This window comes from Streptococcaceae bacterium ESL0687, assembly GCA_029392475.1.
Lineage (GTDB): Bacteria > Bacillota > Bacilli > Lactobacillales > Streptococcaceae > Floricoccus.
The window spans coordinates 484,343-497,616 of the sequence record CP113940.1 but is presented as its reverse complement, the minus strand read 5'-3'; the positions used below and the strand labels follow the sequence as shown (position 1 = coordinate 497,616).

10 protein-coding genes are annotated in these 13,274 nt (G+C 38.8%); 3 read left to right on the top strand and 7 right to left on the bottom strand.

Going from position 1 to position 13,274, the window contains the following annotated elements:
* Positions 1–71 precede the first annotated feature (71 nt).
* The 3 genes from aspS to OZX60_02590 form a co-directional block, all read right to left on the bottom strand.
* Entirely contained in the window at positions 72–1,811 is a 1,740-nt protein-coding gene (aspS, locus tag OZX60_02600; GenBank protein ID WEV45635.1) for an aspartate--tRNA ligase, read from the bottom strand.
* 241 nt (positions 1,812–2,052) lie between these two features.
* Complete coding sequence (gene codY / locus OZX60_02595) at positions 2,053–2,856, bottom strand: GTP-sensing pleiotropic transcriptional regulator CodY (protein WEV45634.1); 804 nt, start codon at positions 2,854–2,856, stop codon at positions 2,053–2,055.
* 237 nt (positions 2,857–3,093) lie between these two features.
* A complete protein-coding gene (locus OZX60_02590) occupies positions 3,094–4,311 on the bottom strand; it encodes a pyridoxal phosphate-dependent aminotransferase (protein WEV45869.1) in 1,218 nt (405 codons plus the stop codon).
* Positions 4,312–4,531: 220 nt separating this feature from the next.
* Between OZX60_02590 and OZX60_02585 the strand changes: the two genes are divergently transcribed.
* Genes OZX60_02585 through OZX60_02575 form a run of 3 tightly spaced genes read left to right on the top strand, consistent with a single transcriptional unit; the run spans position 4,532 to position 7,029 of the window.
* Positions 4,532–5,503 carry a ribose-phosphate diphosphokinase gene (locus tag OZX60_02585; protein WEV45633.1) on the top strand — a complete coding sequence of 324 codons (972 nt, stop codon included), beginning with the start codon at positions 4,532–4,534 and terminating at the stop codon, positions 5,501–5,503.
* Between the two features lie 58 nt (positions 5,504–5,561).
* The gene (locus OZX60_02580) at positions 5,562–6,680 is read left to right on the top strand and encodes a cysteine desulfurase family protein (GenBank protein ID WEV45632.1); all 1,119 of its coding nucleotides are present in this window, start codon (positions 5,562–5,564) and stop codon (positions 6,678–6,680) included.
* A 1-nt stretch (position 6,681) separates the two neighbouring features.
* The gene (locus OZX60_02575; protein WEV45631.1) at positions 6,682–7,029 is read left to right on the top strand and encodes a DUF1831 domain-containing protein; all 348 of its coding nucleotides are present in this window, start codon (positions 6,682–6,684) and stop codon (positions 7,027–7,029) included.
* Positions 7,030–7,168: 139 nt separating this feature from the next.
* Here the strand turns inward: OZX60_02575 and tuf are convergent, their stop codons facing one another.
* From tuf to OZX60_02555, 4 genes are all read right to left on the bottom strand, one after another.
* Complete coding sequence (gene tuf, locus OZX60_02570) at positions 7,169–8,356, bottom strand: elongation factor Tu (GenBank protein ID WEV45630.1); 1,188 nt, start codon at positions 8,354–8,356, stop codon at positions 7,169–7,171.
* A 193-nt stretch (positions 8,357–8,549) separates the two neighbouring features.
* Complete coding sequence (locus OZX60_02565) at positions 8,550–11,264, bottom strand: YhgE/Pip domain-containing protein (GenBank protein ID WEV45629.1); 2,715 nt, start codon at positions 11,262–11,264, stop codon at positions 8,550–8,552.
* 3 nt (positions 11,265–11,267) lie between these two features.
* On the bottom strand, positions 11,268–11,789 hold the full coding sequence (locus OZX60_02560; GenBank protein ID WEV45628.1) for an Rrf2 family transcriptional regulator: 522 nt from the start codon (positions 11,787–11,789) through the stop codon (positions 11,268–11,270).
* Positions 11,790–11,956: 167 nt separating this feature from the next.
* Positions 11,957–13,195 (bottom strand): glutamate-5-semialdehyde dehydrogenase, encoded by a 1,239-nt coding sequence (locus OZX60_02555; GenBank protein ID WEV45868.1) that lies wholly within the window; start codon positions 13,193–13,195, stop codon positions 11,957–11,959.
* Positions 13,196–13,274 lie beyond the last annotated feature (79 nt).

Sequence of the window (13,274 nt, the reverse complement as noted above, 5' to 3'; positions counted from 1 at the left end):
TTACTTATCTGCAAAATATTCCAGGCATCAAGGGTCTTAAATATATACTTAAATATACAGATAAACACTTCCTACAAACCAAGCTCCCTTAATTGCCCACCTGCAACAAGGCCTGGAGACTCAACCATTAAATCTCGACCCATACCATTCTTAGGAAAGGCCATAACCTCACGAATATTATCCTCACCAGAAAGGAGCATGACCAAACGATCAAGTCCCAGAGCAAGCCCTCCGTGGGGCGGGAAGGCAAAATCAAGAGCTTCTAGGAAGAAGGCAAAGTCTCTTTCATATTCTGCCTTTTCCATCCCTAAAAGTTCAAACATGGCCTCCTGCATCCCTCTTTCGTGAATCCTCAAGCTTCCACCACCGATTTCATAACCATTTAAGACGATATCATAGGCATAACTTTTTTGATCTTCTGGATGATCCTTAAGTTCCTGGGGACTAGCCGCACATGATCTAGTAAAGGGATGATGCATGGCCTGGTACCTTTTCTCATCAGGATTCCACTCAAGAAGAGGCCAGTCAACTACCCATAAGAAATTAAGGGCTCTATCATCAATCAAATCATTTTCTCTAGCAAGCCTAGTTCTCAAGGCACCTAAGGCTTGACGAACCTTGTCCCTTTGACCAGTTACAAAGAAGACCAAATCCCCATCAGCTGCCTCTAAATATTCAAGAAGTTCAGGTGCATGATCTTTAAAGGTTGACTTGAGTCCACCTTCAAAGGAGTTACCAGCAATCTGACTGCTAGCAAAGCCCTGGATATCAAATTCTAAAAGATAATTCTTTAGGTGATCAAGTTCCCTTTTAGAGTACCTCTTAGCTCCTTTTTCTAAAACTAGAGCCCCCAGCATACCATCATCATCTTTTAGTGCCTTTTGAATGAAGAGTGAGGGATTATCTTTTTCCCGGTCAGTCAAATCTTTGAGTTCCATCTTGAACCTGGTATCAGGCTTGTCAGAACCAAAGCGCCTCATGGCCTCCTCATAAGAAATTTGCGGAAAGGTTTCTTCTATCTCAATTCCTTTAACTTTTTTAACGATTGTTTTGAGCATTCTTTCAACCAAAGCTTGAATCTCCTCTTGACTGACAAAACTAAGTTCCATATCCACCTGGGTAAATTCAGGTTGACGGTCTCCCCTTAAATCCTCATCCCTAAAGCAACGAACAATTTGATAATAGCGGTCAAAACCTGCTCCCATTAAAAGTTGCTTCAACATCTGCGGACTTTGAGGCAGAGCGTAAAATTGTTCCTTTTGTAACCTTGAAGGAACTAAGAAATCCCTTGCTCCTTCAGGTGTTGATTTACCCAAGTAGGGCGTCTCAATATCAATAAAGGCTTCTGAATTTAAAAAGTTGCGAATGGTGCTTGTTATTTCATGACGCAGTAAAATATTTTCAGTCATCTTCTTACGACGCAAATCAAGATAGCGGTACTTCTGCCTTAATTCATCCCCTGTATGAGTATATTCATCAAGTTCAAAGGGCAGGTCCTTACTTGCTGAAATAAGTGCAATTTTTTCTGCCTTTAATTCAACTCGACCACTTTCAAGATGGGGGTTAACAAACTTAGGGTTACGCTCTACAATTTGTCCTGAAACTTCAATGATACTTTCCTTTTTTAAGTGAATAATTTCTTCAAAATTCTCAAGGGAGCTATCAACAAAGACCTGTAAAATTCCAGCCCTGTCGCGCAGCTCAATAAAGGCCAGTTTACCGTGATTACGGATATTAGCAACCCATCCTTGAACCTTTACCTCTTGTCCAACTTGATCTAGCCCATAGTGTCCAACATAAATCTTACCCATATTTACCCCTCTTTTTCTATAAAAAAAGACCACGCTTCGCCCTGAGTCAGGACGAAAAACGTGGTACCACCTAAATTTAGGATAACTGCACAAGCTTACCCTCTCGAAATTTTAACGCAATCAACGTCCATGTTTTTAGCATGAATCTAAAGTATGTTCTTCGGTAGAATCAACTATGCATATTCCAGCAGCCATGCACTCTCTGAAAGCATCCTCTACTTACTCTTACTTATTATAGATATTAAAAATTACGATCCTTTAATTTGTCATAAATTCCTTCATTAACAACCTTGAGGTAGGTTCCCTTCATACCGAGTGACCGGCTTTCAATGATTCCTGCACTCTCAAGTTTTCTAAGGGCATTTACAATAACGCTTCTTGTAATACCAATCTTATCAGCAACGACACTTGCTGTAAGACGTCCCTCAGGTCCTCCAAGCTCCTCAAGTATGGCATTAACGGCCTTAATCTCTGAATAAGATAAGGTATTTACTGCCATGGTCACAGCCGTTTGTTTTCTGATGTCATCTTCCATATTTTCCATCTTAATGTAAGAAAGTTGGACTCCGATAACAGTTGTTGCTAGCTCGATTAAGACCAAATCATCTTCATCAAAGCCACCATTGTTTTCCCAAACAATAAAGGTCCCAAGACGATCTCCCCCACCATAAATTGGGGCAATGGTTGTTACACCATTTGGAAATTGGTCTTTAGCCTCGTCAGGGAAAATTGAAAGCTTGGCATTTACATCTAAATTAGCTTCAACCTCATAAACACGACTTGTTTGAATAACGTACTCCTTAGGAAACTTTCTCATTTCAAAGAAGGCTTCAACCCGTTCATTATTAGTCTCATAAGGTAAGGCATAACCTAGGATATTTCCATCCATGTCGAGTACACAGGTATTACAATTAATGATTTCTGCAATTCGAGCAGTCATCTCTTTATATGGTAAAATACCGTCTTCATTAGCATTTAAACCAGTTATTTCACCATCCTGTAGAATGGCTGTTAATTTTCTTGTTTTCTCTAGTAAAGAAAGCATAATTTCTCCTTAGTCTTGATTTTCGATTTATTATATCAGCAATTAATTATAAATGCAAGAAATTTTCAGAATATTCATATTAGATAACATTCTTTCAACAATTTTATGTAAAAGTTTAATATTCTTATCGTTTTTTTATTCTAAAAGCTAGTATTTTTTTAAGACCATTCAGCCTAAAATAATATTAGTTCAACTTCCTTAAAGCAAGATAAAAAAAGGGCTCAGGCCCTCTTTGTCTTAATATTGCTTATAAGTTGATAGGAAATCAGTCATCTTCTCTTGTACCTTAGCTAGCTCATCAACTCGCGGAAGATAAACAATCCTAAAATGATCAGGTTTATCCCAGTTGAAGCCTCGACCATGAACAAGCATTATCTTCTTTTCCTTAAGAAAATCTAAGACAAATTTCTCGTCATCTTTGATATTGTACATGTTTGTGTCAATTTTAGGAAAAATATAGAAGGCAGCCTTTGGTTTAACCGCAGAAATCCCTGGAATATTTGTGATGGCATCATAAATAAATTCCCTCTGCTCATAAATCCTACCACCTGGAAGTAAGAGCTTATCAATAGATTGAACTCCGCCAAGGGAGGTTTGAACAATCTGTTGAGCCAGAACATTAGAACAAAGCCTCATACTAGCCAGCATATTTAGTCCTTCAATATATCCTTTTACATGGGTCTTATTGCCAGATAAGACCATCCAGCCAACACGGAAACCAGCCACCCTATGTGATTTAGATAGACCATTTAAGGTAACAACAAAAAGATCAGGAGCAAGAGTTGCAATAGGGATATGCTCAAGACCATCCATAACCAGGCGATCATAAATTTCATCAGAAAAAATAATTAGGTTATTTTGCCTAGCAACCTCAACGATTTCCTCTAAAATTTCCTTAGGATATAAAGCTCCCGTTGGATTATTTGGATTAATTAAAACAATGGCCTTGGTATTTGATGTTATCTTAGATTTAATGTCTGCTATATCAGGATTCCACTCAGCCTGCTCATCACAAACATAATGAACGGCATTCCCTCCAGCTAGAGAAACCGCTGCTGTCCATAGGGGATAGTCAGGCATGGGTACTAACACCTCATCTCCATTATTCAAGAGCCCCTGCATACACATAACAATCAGCTCGCTGACCCCGTTACCTGTGTAAATATCATCAACGTCAACATTAGGAAATCCCTTAAGCTGACAATACTGCATGATAGCCTTTCTAGCTGAAAAGAGCCCCTTAGAGTCACTATAACCCTCTGAATCCCTGGTATGCATAATTAAATCCCTAATAACCTCATCTGGTGCTGTAAAGCCAAATTCTGCAGGATTTCCTGTATTTAAACGTAAAATCTTCTCTCCGTTAGCCCTCATTCGGTCAGCCTCTTCAAGAACCGGCCCCCTGATATCATAGCTCACATGTTCCAACTTATCCGATTTTTTAAAATTACCTATCATTTTCATACCTCGTTAATTATTTTCTCTATTTTAATCTTAAAATTTCCATTTTTCAAATAATTTTAAAAAAAACTCATCCCATCACTAGTAATTACAGATTTTCACTTAATTTTCAACTATTTTTATTATAATGAACAATAATTTGAAGAATCTACTGGGAAAAAAAATAGATTTTTGATAGAATTAAGGTATATTGTAAGTCAAAAGGAGAAAAACATTGACAGATAGGTACCAAGATTCACACCTTAAACTTTTTAGTTTAAATTCAAATGAAGATCTAGCTAAAAAAATAAGCGAGGCGGCAAATGTTCCTCTAGGTGAATTATTTTCAAGACAATTTTCTGATGGAGAAATCCAAATCAACATTGAAGAAAGTGTCCGCGGTTATGACATCTATATCATCCAATCAACTAGCTATCCAGTAAACAGTCACTTAATGGAATTACTTATCATGATTGATGCATGTAAACGTGCTAGTGCTAATTCAATCAATGTTATCATGCCTTACTTTGGCTATGCCCGCCAAGATAGAACGGCAGTTCCCCGTGAACCAATTACAGCCAAACTTGTAGCTAATATGCTTGTTAAGGCTGGAGCTGACCGCGTGGTAACTCTTGACCTTCACGCTGTCCAAGTTCAAGGATTCTTTGATATTCCTGTGGATAACCTCTTTACAACACCACTTTTCGCCCAATATTATACTGAAAATAATATTAAAGGAGACGATGTTGTCGTTGTTGCTCCAAAAAATAGTGGGGTAAAAAGAGCACGTAGTTTGGCAGAACTTCTAGATTCACCGATTGCAATCGTTGACTATGAAGATGATGACAAGGCCCGTGAAAACGGATATATCATCGGAGACGTTAAAGATAAGGATGTTATCCTAATCGACGATATCCTTACAACAGGTAAAACTTTTGCAAGTGCTGCAAGTATCGTTAAAGATGCTGGTGCTCGTGATATCTACGCTGTAGCTAGCCATGGTCTATTCACACCAGGTTCTGATCAATTATTAAACAAGGCTCCAATTAAGGAAATACTAGTTACTGACTCAGTTAAGACAGATACTAAAAAACCTGAGCAAGTTAAATATCTAACTGCTTCAGAGCTTATCGCAAAAGCAATCATTCGCATCCATGAAAACAGACCGGTTAGTCCACTGTTTGAATACGATAAAACAAAAAATTAATATGATTTAAGGGTTTAGGGGATATTATCTCTTAAACCTTTATACTTTAAGGAGGTTTATGGTTTATTTAGATAATGCAGCTACCACACCAATGTCGCAGGCTTCAATTGAAGCTACGATTAATGTTATGAAAAATTATTTCGGTAATCCTTCAAGCATCCATAGTTACGGGCGAGATGCTGCAAAAATCCTAAGAAATTCCCGCCAAACTATTGCAAATATTTTAGAGGTCAAGGCAGATGACCTTATATTCACTTCAGGGGGAACCGAGGCCAACAATACAGCTATTAGAGGCTATGCTCTTGCTAATGAGGGTAAGGGCAAGCACCTAATAACAACTTCTATCGAACACCATTCAGTCCTTCATACCTTTGAATACTTAAGAGACAGACATGGCTTTGAAGTAACCTTTGTTTCACCTAATGAAGGGGGAGTAATTACTGCGGACTCTATCAAAAAAGCTCTTCGCCCTGATACAATTCTTGTCAGCACCATGTATGCCAATAATGAGACAGGAAGCATTCTACCTATTGAAGAAATTGGGCAACTTTTAGGTAATCATCAGGCTGCCTTCCATGTTGATGCAGTCCAAGCCATGGGGAAAATTCCCGTTTTCCCTAAAAAACTAGGCATTGATTTCCTATCAGCTTCTGCTCACAAGTTTCATGGACCAAAGGGAGTTGGATTTTTATATGCTGATACAAATAAATTTGATAAACTCCTTTATGGGGGCGACCAGGAAAATAGCCACCGACCAGGGACTGAGAATCTAGCTGCTATTTCTGGAATGGCCGCGGCCCTTAATGAAGCTAATGAAAATCTTGAATCTAACTTTAACTATGTAAAAGACCTAAAGGAAGATCTTTTACAGGAACTTAAGGACTTTGATTTTTACCTTAATCAATTTGGACCAACCCTTCCACATGTTCTAAATATTGGATTTGAAGGAATAGATCATGACCTTCTTCTGATGAGACTTGACCTTGTAGGAATTGCTGTTTCTACCGGAAGTGCCTGTACTGCTGGTGCTACTTTGCCAAGTCATGTCCTTTCAGAAATTTACGGACAAAACAGTCCCAAATTAAGGGAAAATGTAAGGATTAGCTTCTCAGAATTTAACACTTCTGAAGACCTTAAAAAATTTGTACAAAACTTAGAAAAAATATTAGGAGATTAAAATGGCTTTTGAAAAAGAAATTCACTTAGACGACTGTAAGTACATCTATACCTTATCTAGTGGGATTAAAAAATTCACCCTTAAGGATACAACTTTTAGGGAGACAAAAACAGGAAACTATGAACTAACTAGAAATCTTGACTTTACCCCAAATTCAGCTGATGGTTTTTTACTTAAAATCACTGTAAACAAAAATCTAACTGGCTTTAAGATGGTTATAACTGATAAGAGTGGGATGAGAAAAATTAACATTTTCAACAAGGAGGTCAATAAGCCTTTAGCAGATAAATTCTACTTCCAAATGGATAGCCTGATTGATAGAGATGTTTTTACCAAAAAAGAAATTTAAAAAGATGCCTAGGCATCTTTTTTTATTGGAATTTTAGACGACAAAAAGACCCGGATAAATCCGAGTCTTTTTCAGAAGGTATACATCTGTTGTCCGACCAACAGATACTATATCTTTAGATCAAATCTTAATTATAAAATTAAGCTTCGATTTCAGTAACGATACCTGAACCTACAGTACGTCCACCTTCACGGATAGAGAATGTAGTTCCTTGTTCAACGGCGATTGGGTGGATAAGTTCAACGTCGATAGTTACGTTATCCCCTGGCATTACCATTTCGATTCCTTCTGGAAGTTTGATGCTACCAGTTACGTCAGTTGTACGGAAGTAGAACTGTGGACGGTAGTTATCGAAGAATGGAGTGTGACGTCCACCTTCTTCTTTAGAAAGAACGTATACTTCACCTTTGAATTTAGTGTGAGGAGTGATTGAACCTGGTTTAGCAATAACTTGTCCACGTTCGATTTCGTCACGTTGTACACCACGTAGAAGTACCCCAACGTTGTCTCCAGCGAAACCTTCGTCAAGAGTTTTACGGAACATTTCAACACCAGTTACAACTGCTTTAGAAGTTTCTGGTTTGATACCAACGATTTCGATTTCGTCGTTGACGTGGATTGTTCCACGGTCGATACGTCCTGATGCTACAGTACCACGTCCAGTGATTGAGAATACATCTTCGACTGGAAGAAGAAGAGGTTTGTCAGTATCACGTTCTGGAGTTGGGATGTACTCATCAACAGTGTCCATAAGTTCAACAACTTTGTCAACCCATTGTTGTTCACCGTTAAGAGCTCCAAGAGCTGAACCAGCGATGATTGGAGTATCGTCACCTGGGAAATCGTATTCAGAAAGAAGGTCACGAACTTCCATTTCTACAAGTTCAAGAAGCTCTTCATCGTCAACTAAATCAACTTTGTTAAGGAATACTACTAGGTATTGTACCCCAACCTGACGTGAAAGAAGGATGTGCTCACGAGTTTGTGGCATTGGTCCATCAGTTGCAGCTACTACAAGGATAGCTCCGTCCATTTGGGCAGCTCCAGTGATCATGTTTTTAACGTAGTCCGCGTGTCCTGGTGCGTCGATGTGAGCATAGTGACGTGCGTCAGTTTCGTACTCGATGTGAGCTGTGTTGATTGTGATTCCGCGTTCGCGTTCTTCTGGAGCAGCATCGATTGAAGCGAAGTCAGTAGCTTCGATTCCTTGTTTGTCTGCTAATACTTTAGAGATTGCCGCAGAAAGTGTAGTTTTACCGTGGTCAACGTGTCCGATTGTACCGATGTTAACGTGCGGTTTGCTGCGGTCATATTTTTCTTTTGCCATTTTTAAAAAAAGCCTCCTATGGTTTTTATAAAATATAATCAGATAGCCTGGGCATATCAGCCTACCATTACTTTACTATTATACTTAATTCTCATGATATTGCAAGTCTTTTGTAAGGAATGTAAGCAGGGAAATTTCACTCATTTTTTTTAAAAAAAGCTAATTAGAATTTCTTCTAATTAACTTTGTAATTTTACCAAAAAGTATATTTTTCGTCATAACTGTAATCATCATCCATCAGTTTTTGATTTTGATCAAGTTGTGAATATCCTGCTTGACCTTCTTTGAAAAGTTTCTTCATTGAAAGGTACAAGAATCCAATAAGAACTACAGCTAGAACCAGGAGTATAGTAAGGGAACTTACATATAGACCATTACCTAACCCTCCAGAAATTGCTTGGCGCAAGCCATAAATTGAATAGGTCATTGGAACAAATGAATGAACAAAGTTATAGAATTTCCCAACAACTTGCATCGGGAACATTCCTCCAGCTGAACCTAGTTGTAAAACTAAGAGAAGCATAGCCAGGAAACGACCTGGATTATCTAGGGTCATAGCAAGGAACATTACAAGGAACATGTAGGCCCATGAGGTAGCTAGAAGGATACCAAAATATTGAACCTGGCTTTCAACTGTTAGACCTAAAAGTTGCATAGTGATACCAATAATTAAAGCCATACTAGTTGATACAAGGGCTCCTAGGACTACCTTACTAGAAAACCATCCATAAGCTGTTGCATCTTTTCGTCTAGCAATTTTTCTAATAGGATAGGCAAAGTTAAAGACAAGAGCTCCTACATAAAGGGATACACTCATAAAGTAAGGAGCAAGGGCATGTCCATAGTTTGGAACTTTACTATATTTAGTATGTTCAAGTTCATCAGGAGCTGCAACCATTGTAGCGTTCTTATCAGCTAGGTTGGTTGCTGAAATTTTAGCTGAACCTTCCTTGAGTTTGTCTGCCAATTGATCAGTACCGTCTACTAGTTGGCTGGTTCCACCCAAGAGTTGGCTAACTCCACTAGTTAAGGTTGGAAGATTTCCAGCAAGTTCTGATAGACCTCCTGAAAGTTTAGCAGTTCCACCAGTTAAGGTACCAGCTTGTCCGTCAAGAGTTGTTGCTCCGTTAGAAAGGGTTGAAACTCCTGCAGCAAGGGTTGGGATATTTCCGTTAAGACTTGTTAGGCCTCCTGCTAGTGTACTTGCTCCTGATTTAAGGGCTGAAGAATTATCATTTAACTGATTTGCTCCACTTGCAAGTTGGCTAATACCTGAGGCAAGGGTTGGTACTTTTTCACTAAGTGCATTTGTACCTCCAGCAAGGGTTTGACTACCACTACTTAAGGCACTTATAGATGCTGCAAGGCCATTATCTGCGGTTATTTTAGTGTTCAATTGATTTAATCCACCAGATAAATTTTGTAGGCCTGCAGGCATTTGACTTAAAAGACCTTGAAGGCCTGTTGAACCTTGTTTAAGAGCATCAAGTTGAGCCTGTGACGGAGCACTTATGTTGCTGTTATTGAGGCTAGCACTTAGTTGTTGAAGGCTTACTGCAGCTGCTGAAATTTGTCCTAGGGCAGATGCAACTTGACTGTCTGAACTATTGACTTTAAGAGTTGACCTAACTGCTGCTTTTTCCTCTTCTGTTAGTCCCTTTCCACCGTTTGTTGAGGCAAGGGCTTGAATAACTTCATTTGACTTATCAACAGGTTGGCTTGCAATTTGAAGACTTCCAGCTGCAGCTTGAAGATTTTGTCCAATTGAGGTTAGACTTGCTTTAATTTGAGCCATTGTTCCTGTTAAATTACTTGACTCAAGACCATTTGCAAGATTGATAACTCCGTCTGCATATTGGTTTAATGCTGCAACCTTATCAGCTGATAGACCGTTTGATAATTGATCTGCGCCTGCTGCCAGCCCGGCAACTCCTGCAGCAAGACCACCTTCTCCAGATACGGCTGAATTCAGCTGATTTAAACCTTGACTTAGACTTTGAGCCCCATTATTTAAGGTTGGAATAGCCGATGTAAGGGCTGGTACTTGTGCATTTAAAGTATTTAAGCCATTTGAAAGGGTACTTGTTCCAGAGGTGTACTGACCAATGGCTGAACTAAGGCTGTTAGCTCCTTGATCTAGTTGATTAACACCAGATGCAAGGGTTGGTACTTGGCTACCCAGTTGATTGATTCCTGAAGCTAGTTGATGAACTCCACCAGTATATTGGCCAACTCCTGAATTTAGTGTTGCAGCACCTGAATTTAGTTGGTCAATTCCTGAAGCAAGGGTTGGTACTTTCTCGTTTAATTGACTAACACCTGAATTAAGCTGTTCTGCTCCCCCGTTAAGCTTTTGAGCCCCGTCTGCTGCTTGATTCATATTTGAACCAATTGTCTTAATGGTTGAAAAAATTGCCTTCACATAGGAAGTACTAACACTTTCATTAACCTGGGCCTTCAGCTTCTCCATGGCTGTATCACTGATAACTTCTCCAAGGAAGTTAACCCCTGGATTAGTCTCATACTTCAAATTTAATTTTTGAGGGTCTGGATCTAAGACTGTCGCAGCATTTTTTGAAAAATCTTCAGGTAGGGTAACTACCATGTAGTACTTTCTGTCCTTTAGACCTTCCTGAGCTTCCTCAGCTGATACAAAATTCCAATCAAGAAGTTCATTCTTTTTAAGATTGGCTACCACCTGATCTCCTACATCAAGTTTTTGACCTTCAAAATCAGCTGCCCTGTCCTCATTGACAACAGCAACAGGAAGATTATTCAGGTGCCCATAAGGATCCCACAGGGATTTTAGGAATACACCTGCATAGATAATTGGTAGGAAAGACACCACTATGACAGTCGACATGAGCAGTTTATTTGATTTTATTTTTTTAAATTCTTCTCTAATCAAGTTTTACTGCCTCCTTTTAATAATTTTTTTAACTAATAACTCATTTTTAGGAGAGATTTCATTCCAATTAATAGTATAAAATTCTTTCCCATTTAAAGATTCATTTACAAGATCATCAATTTTTCTAGCAGCTAGACTTTGCCTCCACAATTCGTCAGCCTGCCTAAAAGATTCATGAAGGGCTTCTTCTGCCTTAATTATTTTTGCATCATCAGCAATATCTCTTAAAACCCGCCCAATTAAATTGGTATTGGGGAAGGTATCAATCGGTCCTTCAATGGCCTCAACAACATCGAGGTAGGTAATTTCACTTGCTGGTCTGGCCAGCTGAAAGCCACCATTCTTGCCTGATACAGAGACCAAAAGATTAGAAACAACAAGTTTCCGAACTATTTTCTGAATATAGGTCATTGAAACGCCAAGATGTTTATGGATACTTTTTGAGGCTAAAGGGATATTGGGATCTTGAGTGGTCAACATGGCCATCACACATACTCCCTGCTCAAATGCCTTGGTAAATTGCATAGCTACTCCTTTCTTAGTAAATAAATTTAATTATAGATATCATCAGTCTATTATAGATATATTTTATCCACGAATGATATTATACAACTTCCTTTTTTCTTTAGCAAGCCATTAAATGAAATATTTTCAAACTAAAGAAAAAAACTTGGAAATATTTCCAAGTTTTTTTATTCTCTTATCTGACCGTTTCCATAAATTACATATTTAGTCGAGGTCAATTCATCAAGTCCCATAGGACCTCTTGCATGAATTTTTTGAGTAGAAATTCCGATTTCTGCCCCGAAACCAAAGACAAAACCATCTGTAAACCTAGTTGAAGCATTAGTATAAACAGCTGCTGCATCAACTTCCTCTAAGAATTTTTGCGAGGCAAAATAGTCATCAGTAACGATGGCATCTGAGTGTTTTGTATTGTATTTACTAATGTGATCAATGGCTTCTTCAATTGAATCAACAACCTTGATGGCTAAAATATAGTCAAGATATTCAGTTGACCAGTCCTTATCAACAGCTGGGATAGCAGTTGTTAAGTAGGCCATAGCTCTTTGGTCAGCACGAATCTCAACCTTCTTGTTAACTAGCTCAGCCTCTAAAAGTGGTAAAATTTCTTCGGCGATATCTTCATGGATAAGAACTGTCTCAATCGAGTTACATACTGAAGGTCTTTGAGCCTTGGCATTTAAGACGATTTTTACAGCCATATCAAGCTGGGCATCCTTATCAATGTAGACATGGTTGTTCCCAGTACCAGTCTCAATCACAGGAACTCGTGCCGTATCCTTAACTCTTTTAATAAGTCCTTCTCCCCCTCTTGGAATGAGAAGATCAAGGTAATCATTGGCCTTCATCATGGCATCAGCAACGTCATGAGAAGTATCCTCAACAAATTGGATGGCATAAGGCGAGCAACCTTCTACTGTAAGAACTGTCCGCAAGATATCAACCAGCATCTTATTGGTATAGAAGGCTTCTTTGCCTCCCCTTAGGATAACAGCATTCCCTGTTTTAAAGCATAAAGAAGCCGCATCAGTGGTAACATTAGGTCTTGATTCATAGATAATCCCAATAACCCCAAGTGGTACCCTCTGCTTACCAATCAGTAGATTGTCAGCATTACGCCACATCTTATCAACACTTCCAATTGGATCATCAAGGGCTGCTACCTTACGGATACCCTCAGCCATGTCCTTGATTCTTTCCTCAGTTAGAAGAAGACGGTCTTCCATAGTCTCTGAAACTTGATTATCCCTTGCCCTAGCAAGATCTTTTTTGTTTTCTTCTAAAATTTGAGGAGCTATGATTTCTAGGGCATCAGCCATCCTTTCAAGAAGTTGATTCTTCCTGTCAGCATCAAAAAGGCTTAATTCATGAGCTGCCTTCTGGGCTTTTTTTCCAAGTCCTTCAATGTATTCTTCAGGACCAGGACCTAGACTTCCCTTATAAAAAAGAGTTCCAACTTTCTTTCCGGCTATAATATCTAAAACA